Raw genomic sequence first — 20,068 nt, 5'->3', positions numbered from 1 at the left:
CTCGGGACGCAGAGATGAACCAGCCCAAGGCCCAAGCGCAGCCCACCGCCCCCCTCACGACCGCCGCCCCCGCGTCGGGCCCGACCTCGACCGGCCGCCCCGCCCGCGCCGACGCGGTCCGCAACCGTGAGCGCATCGTCGCCGCCGCGCGGGAGGCCTTCGCCGAGGCGGGCCCGGAGGCGTCGTTGAACGAGATCGCCCGCCGCGCGGGCGTGGGCCCCGGCACGCTCTACCGGCACTTCTCCGGTCGCCCCGAACTGCTCGCCGCCGTCCTGAAGGAGCGCATCGACACGCTGTGCGCCCACGCGCAGGACCTCCTGACGGCCGACTCGGCGGGCGCCGCGCTGGCGGAGTGGCTGCGCGCGTTCCTCGACCACGCGCGCGTGAACCAGGGGTTGGGCGGCGCGCTGATGCTGGAGGAACTGGAGGCGACCGGGGCGCTGGGCACCGACTGCCACCAACGCATCCGGGACGCGGCAGGCGCGCTGCTCGTCCGGGCCCAGGACTCCGGCGACGCCCGCCGCGACCTGGCCGCGGCCGACCTGGTTCAACTGGTCATCGGGGTCGCGCTCTCCACCGCGCACAAGCAGGCGTCAACGGGGGGCGACCGGGAGCAGCCGGAGCGACTGCTCGGCCTGGTCCTCGACGCGACGAAGCCCCGCTGAGCCTCCCCTGTCCGGACTCCCCAGTCCGCACTCCCCGCCCGGCCGTTCCCTCGCGCCACTCCCCACCCGGACCTTCCCTCACGTCACTCCTCGCCCTGGACCTTCCGTCGCTCACGGACGAGTCCCAGCACTCCGTGCACCACCAGTACCGCTCCGGCCACCGCCCAGCCGGCGCCGCGGCGGCGCGGGGACCAGAGCAGGAGCGGGATGCCGACCGCGAGCTGGACCCCGGCCAGGGCGCGGGACAGAGGCCCGCTCTCGACGGCGTCGAGTTCCGCCCGTACGGCGTCCCGCCAGCCGGACCACTCGACGTGGCGGACGCCGTCGAGCACCCGCGCGACCTCCCGCAGGCGGTCGGCGGGCTCGCCGGGGCTCAGGCCGGGCGGCAGGTCGACGCCCGCCCGGGTGAGGACGGCCAGCAGCCCCCGCATCCGGGCGCGCGCGTCGGCCGCCGAGTCGGGCCGGGCCAGCGCGTCCAGGGCCTGCATGTCGAGCACCGGGTCCAGGCCCAGGCGCGCGGCGAACGACCGCATCGCCTCGTCCTCGCCGACCGGCGTGCCGTTGGCCAGCCACACGTACCCGACCGTCCGCCGGAAGCCCGCCGCGAGCGTGTAGCCGGAGCGGTCGGCGTCCCACCACAGCGCGAGCACCGGCCCCGGTGAGGCGACGGCGAGAGCCGTGGCCCAGCCGGTGAGCACCCGGTCGACCTGCTCGTCGCCGTGCAGCCACGGCTTCCCTTCGGGCACGAGCACGCTCCACTCGTCCCCCGCGGGCGCGAGCAGCATCCGCTCACGCAGCAGCTGCGCGACCGTCTCGACGGCGTCCACCCCGGCCCGGCAGAGCAGCAGCGCACCGGCGGAACCGGTCGGCCCACCGGACGCCGCGGGCCGCGAGGGCGAGGTGGGGGTGCCGGGAGTGGCAGGAGTAGCGGGGATGACTGGATCAGAGGGCCGAGAGGGAGGCCACGGCTCGGACGACATGGCTCCACGCTAGGACATTTCATGATTCGCGGCCCGCGCGTCGACCATCAGCGACCGCGGGCGACTGCGAGCGACCGCAGGCGACCGCGGGGAAGAGATAGGTCTTGACTTTCCGTATCCGCGATATATCGTGTGTATCAGAGACGCGATATGGCGCGTCGCGTCCGACCCGCTCAAGGAGGTCCGCCACCATGCCAGAGTGGTCCGTCGCCGAGCCCAGGAAGCTGACTTTCGACGAGCCCGTGAGGACACTGCGCGTGCGCGTGGTGAACGGCACGGTGAATGTCGTCGGCACAGACGAGGACTCAGCCAGACTGGAGGTCTCCGAGGTGTCGGGCCCTCCGCTCACCGTGACGCAGCACGACGGCACCTTGTCCGTCGCGTACGACGACCTGCCGTGGAAGGGCTTCCTGGAGTGGCTCGACCCCCAGGGCACCCGCCGCCACACGGTGATCTCGCTGGCGGTGCCGGCCGGGACCCGCGTAGAGGTGGGCGCGATCGGCGCGGGCGCCGTGGTCACGGGCATCGAGGGCCGCACCGAGGTGCGGGGCATCACGGGCGACACGACACTCGTCGGCCTCACGGGGCCGGTCCGGGCCGAGACGTTCTCCGGCAATGTCGCGGCCCAGGGCGTCACCGGTGACCTGCGGTTCGACTCGATCTCGGGCGACCTGACCGTCTTCGACGGCTCCGGGTCCTCCGTTCGGGCCGAATCCGTGAGCGGCTCGATGATCGTGGACCTGGACCCGGCCACGGGCTCCGCCGATGTCGGGCTCACCAGCATCTCCGGTGAGATAGCGGTCCGCCTCCCGCATCCGGCCCACGCGGAGGTGCGGGCGAACACGGCGAGCGGTTCGGTGTCCAGCGACTTCGACGACCTCCGGGTCAGCGGCCAGTGGGGCGCGAAGAAGCTCACCGGCAGGCTGGGGTCGGGCAGCGGCCAGCTGCGGGCGAAGACGATCTCGGGTTCGATCGCGCTTCTGCGCAAACCCTCGGTGGAGGAAGATCTGTACCAGCACGATCTGTACAAGGCGGAGGAGCCCTCACGGGACGCACCCCCCTCGGACTCCCCGCTCCAGACCCCGCCCTCTCCGGCCGCCACCCCGACCGGCGGCCCGGACGCGGACACCCCCGCCGATGCCCCGAAGGCGGACGCCGCCGACGGCCCGACCGACAAGAAGGTGCTCTGAGATGCCTCCCGTGTTCGCCCACGGCCGCCTGCGCCTGTATCTGCTCAAGCTCCTGGACGAGGCCCCGCGCCACGGCTACGAGGTGATCCGCCTCCTCGAGGAGCGCTTCCAGGGGTTGTACGCCCCCTCGGCGGGCACCGTGTACCCCCGCCTGGCCAAGCTGGAGGCGGAAGGCCTGGTCACCCACACCACCGAGGGCGGCAGGAAGGTGTACGCGATCACCGACGCGGGCCGCGCCGAGCTGGCCGACCGCAGCGGCGAGCTGGCCGACCTGGAGCTGGAGATCCGCGAGTCGGTGGCGGGGCTCGCCGCCGAGATCCGCGACGGTGTGCAGGGTGCGGCGGGCGAGTTGCGCCGGGAGATGCGGGCGGCCGCACAGGAGGCGCGCGCCGGCAGCAAGTCCGGCACGGGCGCGGGCTTCCCGAACCCCTCGGACTTCTTCGACAGCTCCTGGGCGGACAGCGACGGCTGGCGACAGGCGAAGGAGGAGTTCCGGCGCGCCCGGCAGGAGTGGAAGGAGCAGGCGCGGCGGGCGAAGGACGAGAGCCGCCGGGCCCGCGAGGAGGCCCAGCGGGCCCGTCGGCAGGCGAAGGACGCGCAGGAGCGGGTGCGGGCGGAGGCCCAGGAGGAGCTGCAGCGCATGGCCAGGCGGGTGCAGGAGCAGGTGCAGGACCACTTCGCGCGGGGCGACTGGCCGACGGGCGTCCGTGAGGGCCTGTCCGAGCTGGCCAAGGAGTTCGGCGACTTCGGGAAGGAGTTCGGCAAGGACTTCGGGGTCGACTTCGGCAAGGACTTCGGCTTCGGGGCGTCGGACAAGGCGTCGGGCGACAAGACGGCCGAGCCGGGGCCGGTGTTCACGGTCGAGCGGGACGAGGTGCCCGTCGAGTACGTTCCGGACTGGGCGCACGAGGAGTCCAGCGGCGAGCCCGCGCGCGACCTGGAGCGGCTCCTGGACCGCTTCCGCGACGACATCCGCGACGCGGCCCGCGACTGCGGGGTCTCCGAGGAGCAGCTCCGCGAGGCCCGCCGCCATCTGTCGGAGGCGGCGGCCCACATCGGCGTGGCCCTGCGGACCCCGAAGGCTCCGGAGTCCCCCAAGTCCTGACCTGGCGCCCATCGCCCCCCGATAACCGATCACCGGCACGTCGACCGTGGGGGGGGCCGGGGGCTGCGGGGCCCTAGGACTCAGGGGCCATGGGCGCGTGGGGCGGCAGGTGGGGCGCGTGGGGCGGCAGTGAGACGCTGGCGCCCCACGACAGGACCAGGGGCGCCGACGCCCGCCCGCACGCCTCGCCCGCGCGGGACGTGCTGCTGGCGCCAACGCGGGACATGCAACTGACCGGGCCGGGCCGGGACACGTAGACCGTGGGCGGGCAGGCGGCAGGCGGCAGGCGGCAGGCGGCAGGCGGCAGGCGGCAGGCGGCAGGCGGCAGGCGGCAGGCGGCAGGCGGCAGGCGGCAGGCGGCAGGCGGGCGGAGTGTCGGCCCGGAGGGGGCGACCTGGCAAGCCGCACACGCCGCTGCCCCCACCCCAGGGCCCTAGGCCCGATACAGCACGCGTTCCACCGCGGCCCGCGTCACCCCGTGGTCCGCCAGGGCCTCGGCGACGATGCCGGGTCGGGTCGTCAGGGCGAGGAGGATGTGTTCGTCGCCGATGCTGCGGTCGCGGCGGGCGGTGGCGATGCGTAGGGCGCGTTCCAGGGTGTCCTTGGCGTCGCGGGTGAAGCCTCGGTGGCCGATCCAGGCGCCGATGCCACGGCGTTCGCGGCGGGCGCCCACGCCCGCCAACGCTCCGGCGCCATGGGTCTGTTCGACGCGCGAGACGATCTCCTCGACGTCGATGCCGAGCCCGGCGAGGGCATCGGCGTCCGCCTGGGTGAGGCCGCCCCGGCGCCGCGCCTCGGCCAGGGCCCGGGTGATGTCCGCACGGCGTCGGTCGGCCCCGAGGGCGGCAAGGGCGAAGGAGGCACGGGTGCCCTCGACGTCCAGGAGCGCAAGCATCATGTGTCCGTCGTCGACGGAGTCGGCGCCCTCCCGTTCGGACTGCTCGACCGCGCCCGTCACCACGTCCCGGGCGCCCTTCGTGAAGCGTTCGAACATCACTGCCTCCCGTACTTCTTGTGCACGGCCTGCCTGCTCACGCCCAGTTCCGCGGCGATCTCCTGCCACGACCAGCCCTGCTGGCGCGCGCTGCGCACCTGCACGGCCTCGAGCTGCTCCACCAGGCGCCGCAGCGCGGTGACGGCTCGCAGCCCGACTCGTGGATCGCGGTCGCCCGCGCGCTCGGCGAGATCCGTTGCTTCGGTCATATTGTCAACGTAAGTTGACAAGCCCGCCCTGTCAACCATGGTTGACAGGGCGGGCGGGCTCAACGACCTCACCGGGACCTCGACCGGTCAGCGCCCGGCCGGTCAGTGCCCCAGCCGGTCAGTGCCCCGGCCAGTCAACGCCTCAGACAGTCGGCGCCTCAGACACTGAGCACGATCTTGCCGAACTGGTCGCCCGCTTCCAGGCGTTCGAAGCCCTCGCGGGCGCGGTCGAGGGGCAGCACTTCGTCGATGACGGGGCGTACGCCGGTGGCCGCGCAGAAGGACAGAAGGTCTTCCAGTTCGTCCTTGGAGCCCATGGTGGAGCCGACGATGCGCAGTTCCAGGAAGTAGACGCGGGTCAGCTCGGCGTGGGAGGGGCGGTCGCCGCTGGTGGCGCCGGAGATGACCAGGGTGCCGCCGGGGCGGAGCGACTTGATGGAGTGGGACCAGGTGGCGGCGCCGACGGTCTCGATGACCGCGTCGACGCGCTGCGGCAGCCGGGCGCCGGCCGGCAGGGCCTCCACCGCGCCCAGTTCGAGGGCACGCTTGCGCTTGGCCTCGTCGCGGCTGGTGGCGAAGACCTTCAGGCCCGCGGCCTTGGCGAGCACGATGGCGGCGGTCGCCACGCCGCCGCCGGCGCCCTGGACGAGGATCGAGTCGCCGGGACGTACGCCCGCGTTGGTGAAGAGCATGCGGTACGCGGTGAGCCAGGCGGTGGGGAGGCAGGCGGCTTCCGCGAAGGAGAGTTCCTTGGGCTTGGGGAGGACGTTCCAGGTGGGGACGGCGACCTGTTCGGCGAAGGTGCCCTGGTACTTCTCCGTGAGGATGGAGCGGCGTTCCCGCGGGCCGACGCCGTGGCCGGACTGGCCGATGACGGAGTGCAGGACGACTTCGTTGCCGTCCTCGTCGAGTCCGGCCGCGTCGCAGCCGAGGATCATCGGGAGCTTGTCCTCGTCCAGGCCGACCCCGCGCAGGGACCACAGGTCGTGGTGGTTGAGGGAGGCGGCCTTGACGTTCACGGTCGACCAGCCGGGGCGTGGGGTGGGGGCCGGGCGCTCCCCCAGTTCCAGGCCGGTGAGGGGCTGATCGCGATTGATGCGGGCGGCGTAGGCAGCGAACATGGCGCCGACGATATGCCTGGCCCCTGGGCCTTCGGAACGTCCTACGGGTGTGACCCACGCCGCGTCCCCCGCCCCCACCGGGCCGACCCGGCCCGCACCGTGTGCGCCCCAGTACGGCACGGGCAGTCGCACCTGCCGTCACCCCTCGCCCCCGCAGACGCCACCGACGCCCAGCCCCCACAAGCGGCGTCCACCCCACGGATGCCCAGAAGCGGGTGGGCGCGTGGGAAAGAACCCAAAAAGGAGGGCCCCGCCGAATGGACGGCGGGGCCCTGGACTGCGACGACTCAGCGCCGAGCCACACCCTCGGCCCGCGCGGCCGCCGCAACAGCCGCGGTGACCGCGGGAGCCACCCGCTCGTCGAACGGCGAGGGGATGACGTAGTCGGCGGACAGCTCGTCGCCGACGACGTCGGCCAGCGCGTCGGCGGCCGCGATCTTCATGCCCTCGGTGATCCGAGAGGCCCGCACCTGCAGCGCGCCCGCGAAGATCCCGGGGAACGCGAGCACGTTGTTGATCTGGTTCGGGTAGTCCGAGCGCCCGGTCGCCACCACGGCGGCGTACTTGTGGGCGATGTCGGGGTGCACCTCGGGGTTCGGGTTGGCCATGGCGAACACGAACGAGTTCGGGGCCATGGAGGCCACCGCGGGCTCGGGCACCGTACCGCCGGAGACGCCGATGAAGACGTCCGCGCCGGCCAGGGCGGATTCGAGCGATCCGCTCAGCCCGGCCTTGTTGGTGAGCTCCGCGAGCTCCCGCTTGACCGGCGTCAGGTCGTCCCGGTCCCGGGACACCACGCCCTTGCGGTCCGCGACCGCGACATCGCCGAGCCCCGCTTCGAGCAGGAACTTCGCGATGGCCACACCGGCCGCGCCCGCGCCGGAGATCACGGCCCGCAGGTCACCGAGGGTGCGCCCGGTCAGCCGCGCCGCGTTGCGCAGGGCGGCCAGGGTGACGACGGCCGTGCCGTGCTGGTCGTCGTGGAAGACCGGGATGTCGAGGCGCTCCTGGAGCCGCCGCTCGATCTCGAAGCAGCGCGGCGCGGAGATGTCCTCCAGGTTGACGCCGCCGAAGGACGGCGCGAGCCGCACCACCGTGTCGATGATCTCGTCGACCTCGGTCGTCGCGAGCGCGATGGGCACCGCGTCGACCCCGCCGAACTGCTTGAAGAGGATGGCCTTGCCCTCCATGACGGGGAGCGAGGCCTCCGGGCCGATGTCCCCGAGGCCGAGCACGGCGGTGCCGTCGGTGACGACGGCGACGACGTTCGACTTCCACGTGTAGTCGTGGACGAGCTCCGGCTTCTCGGCGATGGCGCTGCACACCTTCGCGACGCCCGGCGTGTACGCCAGGGACAGGTCGTCCTTGTCGCGCACCGGCACGGTCGCCTGGACGGCCATCTTGCCGCCGCGGTGCAGCGCGAAGGCCGGATCGAAGGGCTCCTCCGCGCCTTCGTGCCCGGCTGTGCTGTCGCTGCGAGGATTGACGATCTCCGCTGCCACTGTGTCTGACCCCTTAATTCTTCAGGTTGAGGGTGAACCACTTCCTGGTGGGGAAGTGGGGCGGGAACCGCGTCCGTGCTGAGCCGACGGGCCTTGCGGCCCTTGGCTCCCCGCCTGTCGGCGGAGCGGTACGGGAGGTACGTACGAACGCGCGGGCACGCCGCACACGTGCCCTGGCCCCGGATGAGGGGTGTAACCGTCTTTTCTACCGGATGCTTCCGACCGCCGACGAGCCATATCTGTGTCAGATCGATGTGAACAGCAGGTATCCCTGGGACCACGGGGGTAAAATGTCCGTATTCATTGGAAATCTCCACCCCGGCAGTCCGCATCGCGAGATTGGGTGGTTATCAAATGGTTGGCGACCGTTCGCACCGGCGCGGTAATGACCGTGACGCACCGGGCTGTTGGGGTTTGCGGATCGCCCGTTATCCGATTTTGACATCTCCAGCCCCCAGAATCGGGCTGTCCGAATGGCAAGATGCCTCATCACACGAGGTCGCGACACCCGAAGGTGTGTGCACGACCGCATGGCTGCTCCCCCATCCGCCGGAGGAACCCCTATGACCGCAGGCACCATTTGTCGCACGACCGCCGCGAAGTCCGCGAAGTCCCGGATCGTCGCTGTCGGCGCGATCGCGGTCGCCGGCACGCTGCTGCTCACCGGCTGCGGCGACCAGACGGACAAGAAGGAAGACGGCGGCAAGAAGGTCGTCAGCGCTCCGCTCTCCGACGAGCTGCCCGCGAACATCCGCAACAAGGGCGTCATCAAGGTGGGCTCGGACATCGCCTACCCGCCGGTCGAGTTCAAGGACAAGGACGGCAAGACGGTCGGTATCGACCCGGACATCGCCGACGCGATGGGCAAGCAGCTCGGCGTGACGTTCGAGTTCGACAACGGCACCTTCGACACGCTGCTCGGCGGTCTGCGCTCCAAGCGCTACGACATCGCCATGTCGGCCATGACCGACACCAAGAACCGCCAGGAAGGCATCGACGAGGAGACCGGCAAGAAGGTCGGCACCGGCGTCGACTTCGTCGACTACTTCACGGCGGGCGTCTCGATCTACACCAAGAAGGGCGACGACCAGGGCATCAAGACCTGGCAGGACCTCTGCGGCAAGAAGATCGTGGTCCAGCGCGGCACCGTCTCGCACGACATGGCCAAGGCCGAGTCGAAGAAGTGCAAGAGCGGCAAGATCTCGATCGAGTCCTTCGACAACGACCAGCAGGCCCAGACGCGACTGCGCTCCGGTGGCGCGGACGCCGGCTCCTCGGACTTCCCGGTCGCGGCGTACGCGGTCAAGACCTCCGGTGGCGGCAAGGACTTCCAGCTGGTGGGCGAGCAGGTCGAGGCCGCCCCGTACGGCATCGCGATCGCCAAGAACAACCCCAAGCTGCGTGACGCGATCAAGATGGCGCTGGACGCGATCATCGCGAACGGCCAGTACGAGAAGATCATCAAGAAGTGGGGCGTCGACGCAGGCGCAGTCAAGGAAGCCAAGATCAACGGCGGCAAGTGACCGCGTCTCGTCATCTCGTCGCTGAAAGGCCACACCCGTGACAACGGACATCAGCAAGTCGGGCGACTCCGCGCCCAAGGACGAGCCACCGCGCTCCGCCCCCGAGGCGATCAAGGCGATCCCGGTGCGCCACTACGGCCGGTACGTCGCGGCCGTCCTCGCCATCGGCGTGCTCGCCGCGCTCGTCATGGCGTTCGCCAATGGCGACATCAACTGGGACGCGATCCCGGACAACTTCTTCGACGACCGCATCATGAAGGGCGTCCGGGAGACCCTGATCCTCACGGTCCTCTCGATGCTCATCGGCGTCGGCGGCGGCATCGTCCTGTCGGTGATGCGGCTGTCGAAGAACCCGGTGACCTCGTCGATCGCGTGGTTCTACATCTGGTTCTTCCGCGGTACGCCGGTCCTGGTCCAGCTCTTCATCTGGTTCAACCTCGGCTTCGTCTTCGAGTACATCAACCTCGGTCCGATCTACAAGGACGAGTGGTCGGACTTCATGACGCCGTTCCTGACGGCGCTCCTCGGTCTCGGCCTGAACGAGGCCGCGTACATGGCGGAGATCTGCCGCGCGGGCCTGCTCTCGGTCGACGAGGGCCAGACGGAGGCCTCGCAGGCGCTCGGCATGAGCCACAACAAGACGCTGCGCCGCATCGTCATCCCGCAGGCCATGCGCGTGATCGTGCCGCCGACGGGCAACGAAGTCATCAACATGCTCAAGACGACGTCGCTGGTCGCGGCGGTGCAGTACTACGAGCTGCTGCGGTACGCCCAGGACATCGGCACCTCGTCCGGCGCGACGGTGGAGGCGCTGCTCCTTGCCGCCACCTGGTACCTGATCATGACGTCGATCCTCAGCGTCGGTCAGTTCTACCTGGAGCGCTACTACGCGCGCGGCTCCTCGCGCGCCCTGCCGGACACTCCCTGGATGAAGATCAAGGCCAACATGCTGTCGCTCAGCAACCGTGGGGAGGGCACCCGATGACCGCCATGGTGAAGGCCGAGGGCGTCCACAAGTCGTTCGGTCACGTCGAGGTCCTCAAGGGCATCGACCTGGAGGTGAAGTCCGGCGAGGTGTTCTGCCTCATCGGACCGTCCGGCTCCGGCAAGTCGACGTTCCTGCGCTGCATCAACCACCTGGAGAAGATCAACGCCGGGCGGTTGTACGTCGACGGGGAGCTGGTCGGCTACCGGCAGAAGGGCGACAAGCTGTACGAGCTGAAGGACAGCGAAGTCGCCTTGAAGCGCCGGGACATCGGCATGGTCTTCCAGCGCTTCAACCTGTTCCCGCACATGACGGCCCTGGAGAACGTCATGGAGGCGCCGGTCCAGGTCAAGGGCCAGTCCAAGGCGGCGGCGCGGGAGCGTGCCGGGCAGCTCCTGGAGCGGGTGGGGCTCGCCGACAAGGCGAAGAACTACCCCTCGCAGCTCTCCGGCGGCCAGCAGCAGCGCGTGGCCATCGCCCGCGCGCTCGCGATGGACCCGAAGCTGATGCTCTTCGACGAGCCGACGTCGGCGCTCGACCCGGAGCTGGTCGGCGACGTCCTCGACGTCATGCGCGACCTCGCCGAGTCCGGCATGACGATGGTCGTCGTGACGCACGAGATGGGCTTCGCGCGCGAGGTCGGCGACAGCCTGGTCTTCATGGACGGCGGTGTGGTGGTCGAGTCCGGCAACCCGCGGGACGTCCTGACCAACCCGCAGCACGACCGGACGAAGTCGTTCCTGTCGAAGGTCCTGTAGGGATCGTTGCCTACGTAGAGGGGCGGTACGGATCATCATCCGTACCGCCCCTCTACGTAGGAGAGTTGGATTCCCTACTTGAGGCCTAGGACCAGGGCGTCCGAAGGCGACGACCACACCGTGCGCGCCTCGGCGAAGCCCGCATCCCGGAGGGTGCGGATGTGCCACTCGGCGGGCGGGGTGTCGCCGTCGGCGTGCTCTCCGTAGATCTCGAACCGCTTGGCGGTGGGCTCGGCGAGCACCGGGGCGTTGGCGGCGAGGCCCCACCAGTCCGCCCAGTCCAGGACTCCGGCGGCCTTCGCGGCGGACTGACGGGCGTGCCGCTGCTCGCGGTCGGCGGCGTTGATGCGCGGAGTGGTGGGGTCGGGCATGTGGTCGGCGTTCATGAAGACGCCGCCGTCGGCCACGATCCTGCCGAGCTGTTCGTAGAGCGCGGCGAGGGGCTCGCTGAACAGCCAGTGCAGGGCGGTCGCGGTGAGGACGGCGTCGTACGAGTCGTGGGGCAGCTGGGACGTCCAGCCCGGGTCCTTGAGGTCGGCGGTCACGAAGGTGACGCGGTCGTCGTCCGCGAAGGTGCCCTCGGCGATGGCGAGCAGGGCGGGGTCGAGGTCGACGCCCGTGCTGACCGCCTTCGGGAACCTTTTGAGGAGTCTGTCCGTAATACTTCCCGTACCGCACGCGAGGTCAAGGACGCGCGGTTCCGGACCGACGAGGGCCTCGACCATGTCGAGCATGACGCGGAACCGCTCCTCGCGGTCCGGCATGTACCACTCCTGCTGCCGATCCCAACTCTCCTGCCAGGCACGCCAGTCGGTTCCGAACCCCGTACCGCTAGTCGTTTCCGTCACCGGAAGACCTCCGTCCCGTACTACGCTCGACTAATCTCGTCGAGTAACACCCGCGAGCGAAAAGCGACTGTTACCTCGCACGAGAATGAAGATAGCCCGCCCCCGTAAGGACTACAAGTGGAACTGGCCTATTACTCGGACTACGCCGTGCGCCTGGTCAACACCGAGGAACCGGCTCGTCACAAGGACTCGCTGACCTCCGTGGACACGATCCGCGAGCTGTTCGGCGAGAACCAGCAGGCCGCGCGGCGCGCCACGGACTCCGACGTGACGCGCTTCCGCTCGGTGCGGGCACGGCTGCGGAGCGTCTTCGAGGCAGCCGACGGCGGGGACGAGACGCTGGCCGTGGACCTGCTGAACTCACTGCTCCTGGAGTTCCCGGTGAGCCCCCAGATCTCCGGCCACGACTACAGGGACGACGACGGCCGTCCCTTGTGGCACATGCACCTGGCGGACCACCCGTCGAACGTGACCGCCGGGTACGCGGCGATCGCCGCGATGGGCCTCGCCTTCCACCTCACGGAGTACGGCGTGGACCGGCTCGGTCTGTGCGAGGCGGCGCCGTGCCGCAACGCCTACCTGGACACCTCGACCAACCGCTCCCGGCGCTACTGCTCGGACCGCTGCGCCACGCGCGCGAACGTCGCCGCCTACCGCGCGCGCAAGCGTCTGGAGAGCGAGCGGTCGGCGAGCACGGGGCGCACCGCCAAGAAGGTCCAGGAGACCAGCGCGGCCGGCGAGAGCTGACGCTGCCCACGCGCCTCGCGCTCCTCGCGGAATCTGCTCAGCGGCCGGAACCGCGCACGCACGCGCGCGAGGACCAGCTCCTCCGGCACGACTCCGTAGACCGTGCTGTCGCCCCCCGCGTTGAACGGATTGTCGCCGAGCACCCACCAGCCGCCGTCGCGTCGTTCGACGGCGCGCTTGACCACCAGCAGGTCCTGCTGCAGCGGATGACGCAGGATCACCACGTCACCGGGGCGCACCCGGGCGCCGTGCCGCACCAGCATCCAGTCCCCCGGATTCAGCGTGGGCACCATCGACGGCCCGTCGACCTCGATCAGCTGGAACGGCACGCGTGTCTCCCGCCCGTCTGCCGTCGTCTCCGGCATCAGACAACCTCCCGGACCAATCCTCCACCGGCCTCCCGGTCCCATCCTCCACCGTCTCCAGTGTGACCCTGGACTTTTGTCCTAAGCCCATGGGGGCACTCGCGAAAACAGGTCTCTCACGGAGTAATGTCCCACCTGAGAAGACGATCACGAGGAAGGACAGCTCAATGCTCTCCCGCCTGTTTGCCCCCAAGGTGAAGGCCAGCGCGCACTGCGACCTGCCCTGCGGCGTGTACGACCCTGCCCAGGCCCGCATCGAGGCGGAGTCGGTCAAGGCCGTCCAGGAGAAGATGGCCGCCAACGACGACGCGCACTACCAGGCTCGCGCCACCGTCATCAAGGAGCAGCGCGCCGAGCTCGCCAAGCATCACGTGTCGGTGCTCTGGAGCGACTACTTCAAGCCCCCGCACTTCGAGAAGTACCCGGAGCTGCACACGCTGGTCAACGACACCCTCAAGGCCCTCTCGGCCGCGAAGGCGTCGGCGGACCCGAAGACCGGTGAGAAGGCTCTTGAGCTGATCGCCGAGATCGACCGCATCTTCTGGGAGACCAAGAAGGCCTGATCCAGACCCCGGGCCCCGCGCCCACCTGACCGCACCCGGTCCCCGGGCCGCCGTATTCGGCGGACCCGATGGGCCGGGTGCGGTCGTTTTCCCCGCCGTCGCCTTCTGCGCTGCGCCTTCTGCGCCGTCGCGCTCTCCGCCGTCGCGGTCTGATCCGCCGCGCTCTGATCCGTCGCCGTCGTCACGGCGGACGCTAAATCAGTTGCCCGCGCCCCGGCCCGCCTGCTGCAGTAACCCCGTCACCAACCCGCCGACCCACGGAACCAGGAGCCCTCAGATGCGGCAGACGTCCATGTCCCACCAGGAAGGAATCGCCCCCCGACACGAGGACATGACGCCTAGTGCAATCGCACACGCATCAGCAAGAGAAGCACCGCCACACCCTGAACCTGGGCATTCTGGCGCACGTAGACGCCGGTAAGACCAGCCTGACCGAGCGGCTGCTGCACTCCGCCGGAGTCATCGACGAGATCGGCAGCGTCGACGACGGCAGCACGCAGACCGACTCCCTCGCGCTGGAGCGGCAGCGCGGCATCACCATCAAGTCGGCGGTCGTGTCCTTCGCGATCGACGACGTCACGGTCAACCTCATCGACACCCCCGGCCACCCGGACTTCATCGCCGAGGTGGAGCGGGTCCTGAGCGTGCTCGACGGCGCCGTGCTCGTCGTGTCCGCCGTCGAGGGCGTCCAGGCGCAGACCCGCGTCCTGATGCGTACGCTGCGCAGGCTCGCCATCCCCACCCTGGTGTTCGTCAACAAGGTGGACCGCCGCAGCGCGGACCCCGAGCGCGTACTCGCCGAACTGGCCCGGAAGTTGACGCCCGCCGTCATCCCCATGGGCACGGTGAGCTCCCCCGGCGCCCAAGGGGCGCACTACGTCCCGTACGTCGACGACGACCCCGTCTTCACCACCCGCCTCACCGAAGTCCTCGCCGAGCGCGACGACGCGCTGCTGTCCGCGTACGTCGAGGGCGACACCGCCGCCCTCACGCCCGGCGGGCTGCGCGCGGCCCTCGCGGACCAGACCCGGCGGGCCGAGGCCCACCCGGTGTTCTTCGGATCGGCCATGACCGGCACCGGCCTGGACGCGCTGTCCGACGCCGTCAAGGAGCTGCTGCCCGCGGCGGCCGGGGCGGCGGACGGGCCCGTCGCGGGCACCGTCTTCAAGGTCGAACGCGGCCCCTCGGGCGAGAAGGTGGCGTACGCGCGGCTCTTCTCGGGCACGGTGCGCGTACGCGACCGGGTGGCGCTTCCCGGTCGCGACGGCAAGGTCACCGCCGTCAGCGTCTTCGAGCGGGGTGCCGCGGTGCGGCGCGACGCCGTGGCCGCAGGGCAGATCGCGAAGCTGTGGGGGCTCCACCGCGTACGCATCGGGGACGTGCTCGGCGACCCGCGCCACGTACCCGAACGGCACACCACCGCACACCACTTCGCCCCGCCGACCCTCGAGACCGTCGTCGCGCCCCGGCACGCCGGCGACCGGGTCGCCCTGCACGCCGCGCTGACCCAGCTCGCCGAGCAGGACCCGCTGATCGACCTGCGGCAGGACGCGCTGCGGCAGGAGATCTCCGTGTCCCTGTACGGCGAGGTGCAGAAGGAGGTCATCGAGGCAACGCTCGCCGAGGAGTTCGGCATCGGCGTCGACTTCCGTGAGAGCACGACCCTGTGTGTGGAGCGGGTCGTCGGTACCGGCGCGCACGTGGAGTTCATCGACACCGACCCCAATCCGTTCCTCGCCACGGTGGGGCTGCGGGTGGAGCCCGCCCCGGCGGGGACGGGTGTGGAATTCCGGCTCGGGGTGGAACTCGGCTCCATGCCCTACGCGTTCTTCAAAGCGGTGGAGGAGACGGTCAAGGAGACGCTGACGCAGGGGCCGCACGGATGGGAGGTGCCCGACTGCCTCGTCACGATGACGCACTCCGGGTACTGGCCGCGGCAGAGCCACGCCCACGCCGTCTTCGACAAGAGCATGTCGAGCACGGCGGGTGACTTCCGCCAGCTCACCCCGCTCGTCCTCATGGACGCGCTGCGGCGGGCGGGGACGCGGGTGTACGAGCCGATGCACCGGTTCCGGCTCACCGCGCCCGCCGACGTGTTCGGCACGCTGCTGCCCGCGCTCGGACGGCTGCGCGCGGTGCCGCACGCGCCGACGGCGCACGGGTCCGCGTACGTCATCGACGGCGTGATCCCCGCCGCGCGCGTGCACGGCCTCGAGCAGGCGCTGCCCGGACTGACGCGCGGCGAGGGCGAGTTGGAGTCCGCCTTCGACCACTACGCGCCGGTGACCGGGACGCCGCCGGCGCGCTCGCGCACGGACCACAATCCGCTGGACCGGAAGGAGTACGTGCAGCGGGTCACGCGGCGGACCCGGGTGGGGTGAGGGTCAGGGGGCGGTGGGCGGGGGGCCGTCGGCGGTGGCAGTGGGGCCGTCGGCGGTGGGTGTGCCGTCGGCGGCTTCGGCGACGCCATCGGCATCGGCATCGGCATCGGCATCGGCGACGCCTTCGGCATCGGCATCGGCGACGCCTTCGGCTCCGGCACCCCCAGCGGGCCCCGCCGACGTGACCGCCGCGACCGTCCGCTCGTCCACCAGGTCCCGCAGCCGCTCCTGGTCCGCCAGGATGTTGATCTCGACGATCCGGCCGTCCCTGACGGTGAACTCCCCGACGGAGAAAGGCTTTCCGTTGTGGACGGCGATCTGCCCCACCGTGCCGTTGACCAGCGCCAGATACGTGGTCGGCGCCAGCGTGGCGAACGAGCGCGCCCCGGCGACCACGGCGTTCGCACCCCGTACGAGCCGCGAGAGCCCCTCGGCCCCGCCGCCGTCGGCCCGCAGCACCACGCCAGGGTCGAGGAGTTCGAGCAGCGCGTCGAAGTCGCCCTTGCGGGCCGCCGCGAGGAAGGCCTCGACGACCTGGTGGTGGCGCGTGCGGTCCGAGTCAGGGCCGGGCTTGGGATCCGCGTCGCGCACCCGGCGGCGGGCCCTGCTGGCGAGCTGGCGGGTCGCGGCCGGGGCCCGCTCGACGATGGGCGCGATGTCCTCGAACGGCACGGCGAACATGTCGTGCAGCACGAACGCGAGGCGCTCGGCGGGGCTCAGCGTGTCCAGGACGACCAGGAGCGCGAGCCCCACCGAGTCCGCGAGCAGGGCCTCCTGTTCGGGGTCGACGACGTCCCGGCCGCCCGGCAGCGGACCGACCTCCGGGTCGGGCACGTGCGTGTCGGCCCCCTGGACGTCGAGGGGCTGCTCGCCGCGCTGCTTGCGCGACCGCAGCAGGTCGAGGCAGACGCGGCCGACCACCGTGGTGAGCCAGCCGCCCAGGTTCTCCACGCGTTCGTCGTCGGCGCGGCTGAGCTTCAGCCAGGTCTCCTGGACGGCGTCCTCGGCCTCGCTCAGGGAGCCGAGCATGCGGTACGCGACCGCCTTCAGGCGAGGCCGGTGCTCCTCGAACCGCTGTGCCAGAAGATCTCTTCCGTCCATCCGTCACATTCCTTTGCCGTGATCCGTCGTAGCAGTGACGTACCGACGACGGTGCGCCGCGGGTCGCCACAGCGGGTGCTGACCAGCAGACCACGAAGCGGTACGACGGCAACGATCTCGCCGATGTGACATGGAGGACATTGTCATGAAGGACGTCGACGCCCCGGTGCGCGCGGGCGACACGGGGTGGGGCGCGGGGCCCGGAACGCCCCGGCCGCGCACGCCCACCCGGAGCCCACGCCTCCGATGTACCGGCGCCCCTCAGCCCAACACCGGCGCCAGAGCCGCCTCGAGGTCGTCCGGCCCCCGGTACAGCACGCCCGTCATGCCCAGCGCGACGGCCGCGTCCACGTTCTCCTCGCGGTCGTCCACGAACAGACAGCGGGTGACCGCGGCACCCACGCGCTCGGCGGCGACTTCGTAGATGCGGCGGTCGGGCTTCACCACGCCGAGGACGGCACTGGAGACCACGTCGTCCACAAGGGTGTTGAGACCGAGCAGCGCCAGGTCGTCGTCCAGCCAGGGGGTGGCGTTGGTGACGATCGACACCGGTACGTGCGCGCGGGCCCGCCGCAGCAGGCCGACGACTGTCTGGTCGGCCCAGAACTTGGAGTCGGCCAGGGCGATGCCGAGTTCGCGGCCGCGCGCCGGGGCGAGCCCGTGCCCGCGCTCGAGTCCGGCCGCGATCGACTCGGCCCACTCCGACTTGCCGATCCGCCCGAGCATCAGCGGCAGATCGGTCTCCGGCGCGAACGCGACCTCGGCGGTGGCGCCTTGGGGCAGTCCGGCGGCGCGTTCGAGCTCGGTGACGTCCGCCATGTCGTAGAAGCGGATGACTCCGTCGAGGTCGGTGAGGACCGCGTCGAACGGGAGAGGGGACGGGGAAGGTATTCGCCTGTGGCCGCTCATCCACAGGCTCCCAGCGCACTCACGCTGATCCACGGGGCTCCGGGCACGCTCTCGCTCATCCACCGGCCCCCAGCACGCTCCGCACGGTCGACCGCACCCTTTCCTGGTCGGCGCGCACGGCTTCGTACGCGGATCTGTGCCGGGATATGTCGCGTCGCTGCCGCTCGGCCGTGACGGCCCGCCACACCCCGGCGGTGTTGTGCTCGCGCTTGCACTCGATGTCGGCGACCGCCGTGTCCCGCTCGCGCCGGGTGCGCCGGGTGTCACCGTTGTCGCCTCGGTGCCACGCCTTGTCGCGGAAGGCCGCTTCGGGGCTCGCGTACCGCTTGAAGCCCTTGTCGACGACGCAGTCCGCCCAGGTGTCGAGGGCGCGGCGCATCCGCGGGTCCTTGGCGACGGCCTTGTCGATCGCCGCGCGCCGGCCGACGACGTACGCCGTCATGCGGGTCTCGTCCTTGACGCCCACCAGCACGCGCCGCGCCCCGACCTGGGCGCAGCCGCCTTTGGCCGCGTGCAGCGCGCTGTACTCGTCCGACGTGACCAGGCGTCCCTTCGGCTCGCGCTTCTTCTTGAGCTTCTTGAGCGCCTCACGGTCGATGCCGTAGCCCCGGGTGCGTGCGCCGTCGAGATCCAGCGAGCCGTGCAAGGTCGTCGAGACAGCCACCGCCCACAGGGAGTTGGACATCTCGATGTTCTGCTCGCGCCACTGCCGGGGGAAGTCGGCGAAGCCGCGGGACCGCATGCAGCGCTGGGTGAAGCGGGTGGCCGCCCGCTCCCGGAGTTCGTCGTCACGCACACTGAACTCGTAGCGCTCCAGCGGCAGTCCGGACAGGTCCTTCTCGTCGTCGACCTCGGGCACGCCCGAGTCACGCGCGGCGTCCCCACCGGATCCGCCCGCCGCGGACCCGCACTTCACCAGTGCCGCCAGCGCCACGACGGCCACTGCGACAGCCACGCGGCGTGACCCTCGCACCCCCCACGTCACCTTCATGCGCAGAACCCTAACCGCGCCCACTGACAGTCGGGGTGGGCGCGGATGGCGTCGGGACCGGCACGGAGGGCCGGGCTAGGGGCCGGGCTGCGGCTCCGCCCGCGGTGCGGCCTGGGGGTCGGGGGCGGCCCGGGGGTCGGCCGCGGTCGCGCCGGGCTCCAGGTCGATCTTCGGCGCGGGCTTCTCGCCGGGGTCCGGGGCGGCCTTGGTGCCTGCCTCCGGGGCATACCTCGGCAGATGCCCGCGCTTGTACTTGCTCTTGTGGCCGCGGCCCGCGCGCGGCTTCTCGTCCGGCTCGTCGACGACGCACGCGTCGCACTCCGGGTTGCGGCAAGGGGCCGGGCCCCACACCGGGACGTACGCCCCGAGCACCTTGCGCCGCTTGATGGCCGTACCGACGGGCCGTCCGCAGTGCTTGCACACGGGGTCGCTCTGCGGACGGGGGCCGGACCGGCGTCCATCGCTGCCCATAACCCCAGGGTAGGGCGGTTTCCCGAGGTCGGACAGCCCAGCGGTCAGTTCTTCCCGCGCTTGCGGGAGTACGTACGGACGACGACGCCGTTGCCGAAGACCCGGGACGAGGCCAGCTCGAACTCTCCGACGGCGGACTCCACGCCCGCGAACATGGGCATGCCCGAGCCGAGCAGCACCGGGTAGGTCTTGAGCACCAGCTCGTCGACCTCGTCGATCAGCTGACCGGCGATCTGCGCGCCGCCGCACAGCCAGATGCCGAGTTCGCCGTCCTCGGCCTTGAGCGCGCGGACCTTGCCGAGCAGGTCGTCGGTGATGATCTCGACGTTCGCGGAGGGCGACGTCCCGATGCTGCGGGAGGCGACGTACTCACGCAGGTGTCCGTAGGGGCTCGGTTCGCCCTCGTCCAGGCCGAGCTGGTAGCTGCCCATGCCCTGGATGACGGTGTCGAACTTCTGGTTCGGCACGTCGTCGCCGAAGCCGAGGATCCTGCGTCCGGTCGCGGAGACGGTCTCCGGGTACTCGGACTTGAGGAACCCCAGGAACTCCTCGTCCACGAACGGCATGAAGGAGTTGGCGTCGCCACTCGGGTCACCGATGAACCCGTCGATCGAGACGGCGACGAAGTAGGTGAGCTTTCGCAAGCTGATTCTCTTTCCG

The 20,068-nt window shown here is 71.0% G+C and carries 21 protein-coding genes; 9 read left to right on the top strand and 12 right to left on the bottom strand.

Annotated features, from left to right (window positions below; translation table 11 throughout):
- Positions 1–14 precede the first annotated feature (14 nt).
- Positions 15–665: a TetR/AcrR family transcriptional regulator gene (locus tag ACFVHO_RS29710; RefSeq protein WP_385721135.1), complete on the top strand. Its 651-nt coding sequence runs from the start codon at positions 15–17 to the stop codon at positions 663–665.
- 83 nt (positions 666–748) lie between these two features.
- Here ACFVHO_RS29710 and ACFVHO_RS29705 read toward each other — a convergent pair whose 3' ends face one another.
- On the bottom strand, positions 749–1,645 hold the full coding sequence (locus ACFVHO_RS29705; protein WP_385721132.1) for a hypothetical protein: 897 nt from the start codon (positions 1,643–1,645) through the stop codon (positions 749–751).
- A 191-nt stretch (positions 1,646–1,836) separates the two neighbouring features.
- Here ACFVHO_RS29705 and ACFVHO_RS29700 point away from each other — a divergent pair, with 191 nt between their 5' ends.
- Together ACFVHO_RS29700 and ACFVHO_RS29695 are read left to right on the top strand one after the other, a co-directional pair.
- A complete protein-coding gene (locus ACFVHO_RS29700; protein WP_385721129.1) occupies positions 1,837–2,835 on the top strand; it encodes a DUF4097 domain-containing protein in 999 nt (332 codons plus the stop codon).
- A gap of 1 nt (position 2,836) precedes the next feature.
- Positions 2,837–3,940: a helix-turn-helix transcriptional regulator gene (locus ACFVHO_RS29695; RefSeq protein WP_385721126.1), complete on the top strand. Its 1,104-nt coding sequence runs from the start codon at positions 2,837–2,839 to the stop codon at positions 3,938–3,940.
- Between the two features lie 433 nt (positions 3,941–4,373).
- Here ACFVHO_RS29695 and ACFVHO_RS29690 read toward each other — a convergent pair whose 3' ends face one another.
- From ACFVHO_RS29690 to ACFVHO_RS29675, 4 genes are all read right to left on the bottom strand, one after another.
- Positions 4,374–4,934, bottom strand: a complete 561-nt coding sequence (locus ACFVHO_RS29690; RefSeq protein ID WP_385721123.1) for a Clp protease N-terminal domain-containing protein — start codon at positions 4,932–4,934, stop codon at positions 4,374–4,376.
- Entirely contained in the window at positions 4,934–5,143 is a 210-nt protein-coding gene (locus ACFVHO_RS29685; protein ID WP_030687611.1) for a helix-turn-helix domain-containing protein, read from the bottom strand. The genes ACFVHO_RS29690 and ACFVHO_RS29685 overlap by 1 nt, the downstream gene beginning before the upstream one ends.
- Before the next feature lie 158 nt (positions 5,144–5,301).
- Positions 5,302–6,264 carry a zinc-binding dehydrogenase gene (locus ACFVHO_RS29680; protein ID WP_385721120.1) on the bottom strand — a complete coding sequence of 321 codons (963 nt, stop codon included), beginning with the start codon at positions 6,262–6,264 and terminating at the stop codon, positions 5,302–5,304.
- A gap of 287 nt (positions 6,265–6,551) precedes the next feature.
- Complete coding sequence (locus ACFVHO_RS29675) at positions 6,552–7,766, bottom strand: NADP-dependent malic enzyme (protein ID WP_385721117.1); 1,215 nt, start codon at positions 7,764–7,766, stop codon at positions 6,552–6,554.
- Positions 7,767–8,329: 563 nt separating this feature from the next.
- Here ACFVHO_RS29675 and ACFVHO_RS29670 point away from each other — a divergent pair.
- Genes ACFVHO_RS29670 through ACFVHO_RS29660 form a run of 3 tightly spaced genes read left to right on the top strand, consistent with a single transcriptional unit; the run spans position 8,330 to position 11,032 of the window.
- Positions 8,330–9,289 (top strand): ABC transporter substrate-binding protein, encoded by a 960-nt coding sequence (locus ACFVHO_RS29670; RefSeq protein WP_030359898.1) that lies wholly within the window; start codon positions 8,330–8,332, stop codon positions 9,287–9,289.
- A gap of 37 nt (positions 9,290–9,326) precedes the next feature.
- Positions 9,327–10,274, top strand: a complete 948-nt coding sequence (locus ACFVHO_RS29665) for an amino acid ABC transporter permease (protein WP_385721114.1) — start codon at positions 9,327–9,329, stop codon at positions 10,272–10,274.
- On the top strand, positions 10,271–11,032 hold the full coding sequence (locus tag ACFVHO_RS29660) for an amino acid ABC transporter ATP-binding protein (RefSeq protein ID WP_030359896.1): 762 nt from the start codon (positions 10,271–10,273) through the stop codon (positions 11,030–11,032). Before ACFVHO_RS29665 ends, ACFVHO_RS29660 begins: the two co-directional genes overlap by 4 nt.
- Positions 11,033–11,106: 74 nt before the next feature.
- On the opposite strand, the gene ACFVHO_RS29655 is transcribed toward ACFVHO_RS29660, so the two are convergent.
- Complete coding sequence (locus ACFVHO_RS29655; RefSeq protein WP_385721111.1) at positions 11,107–11,880, bottom strand: class I SAM-dependent methyltransferase; 774 nt, start codon at positions 11,878–11,880, stop codon at positions 11,107–11,109.
- A gap of 117 nt (positions 11,881–11,997) precedes the next feature.
- Between ACFVHO_RS29655 and ACFVHO_RS29650 the strand changes: the two genes are divergently transcribed.
- On the top strand, positions 11,998–12,627 hold the full coding sequence (locus ACFVHO_RS29650) for a CGNR zinc finger domain-containing protein (RefSeq protein WP_385721108.1): 630 nt from the start codon (positions 11,998–12,000) through the stop codon (positions 12,625–12,627).
- On the opposite strand, the gene sodX is transcribed toward ACFVHO_RS29650, so the two are convergent.
- Positions 12,531–12,992 (bottom strand): nickel-type superoxide dismutase maturation protease, encoded by a 462-nt coding sequence (gene sodX, locus ACFVHO_RS29645; protein ID WP_385721105.1) that lies wholly within the window; start codon positions 12,990–12,992, stop codon positions 12,531–12,533. The genes ACFVHO_RS29650 and sodX overlap by 97 nt on opposite strands.
- 167 nt (positions 12,993–13,159) lie before the next feature.
- On the opposite strand from sodX, the gene sodN reads away from it, so the two are divergent.
- Both sodN and ACFVHO_RS29635 read left to right on the top strand, forming a co-directional pair.
- Positions 13,160–13,555 (top strand): superoxide dismutase, Ni, encoded by a 396-nt coding sequence (gene sodN / locus ACFVHO_RS29640; protein WP_030359892.1) that lies wholly within the window; start codon positions 13,160–13,162, stop codon positions 13,553–13,555.
- Positions 13,556–13,896: 341 nt separating this feature from the next.
- The gene (locus ACFVHO_RS29635; RefSeq protein ID WP_385721101.1) at positions 13,897–15,936 is read left to right on the top strand and encodes a GTP-binding protein; all 2,040 of its coding nucleotides are present in this window, start codon (positions 13,897–13,899) and stop codon (positions 15,934–15,936) included.
- A 3-nt stretch (positions 15,937–15,939) separates the two neighbouring features.
- Here ACFVHO_RS29635 and ACFVHO_RS29630 read toward each other — a convergent pair whose 3' ends face one another.
- The 5 genes from ACFVHO_RS29630 to ACFVHO_RS29610 form a co-directional block, all read right to left on the bottom strand.
- Positions 15,940–17,037, bottom strand: coding sequence for a sigma-70 family RNA polymerase sigma factor (locus tag ACFVHO_RS29630; protein WP_385721098.1), 1,098 nt, complete (start codon positions 17,035–17,037; stop codon positions 15,940–15,942).
- Between the two features lie 261 nt (positions 17,038–17,298).
- Positions 17,299–17,946: an HAD-IA family hydrolase gene (locus tag ACFVHO_RS29625; RefSeq protein ID WP_385721095.1), complete on the bottom strand. Its 648-nt coding sequence runs from the start codon at positions 17,944–17,946 to the stop codon at positions 17,299–17,301.
- A 55-nt stretch (positions 17,947–18,001) separates the two neighbouring features.
- Positions 18,002–18,901, bottom strand: coding sequence for a hypothetical protein (locus ACFVHO_RS29620; protein ID WP_385721092.1), 900 nt, complete (start codon positions 18,899–18,901; stop codon positions 18,002–18,004).
- A gap of 111 nt (positions 18,902–19,012) precedes the next feature.
- The gene (locus tag ACFVHO_RS29615; RefSeq protein WP_385721090.1) at positions 19,013–19,408 is read right to left on the bottom strand and encodes a hypothetical protein; all 396 of its coding nucleotides are present in this window, start codon (positions 19,406–19,408) and stop codon (positions 19,013–19,015) included.
- Positions 19,409–19,452: 44 nt separating this feature from the next.
- Positions 19,453–20,052, bottom strand: coding sequence for a dihydrofolate reductase family protein (locus tag ACFVHO_RS29610; RefSeq protein ID WP_385721087.1), 600 nt, complete (start codon positions 20,050–20,052; stop codon positions 19,453–19,455).
- Between the last annotated feature and the right edge of the window lie 16 nt (positions 20,053–20,068).

This window comes from Streptomyces sp. NPDC127108 (assembly GCF_042677545.1).
In the GTDB taxonomy this organism is placed as follows: domain Bacteria; phylum Actinomycetota; class Actinomycetes; order Streptomycetales; family Streptomycetaceae; genus Streptomyces.
The sequence above is the reverse complement of the archived record's forward strand: the minus strand, read 5'-3'. Positions and strand labels throughout refer to the sequence as shown.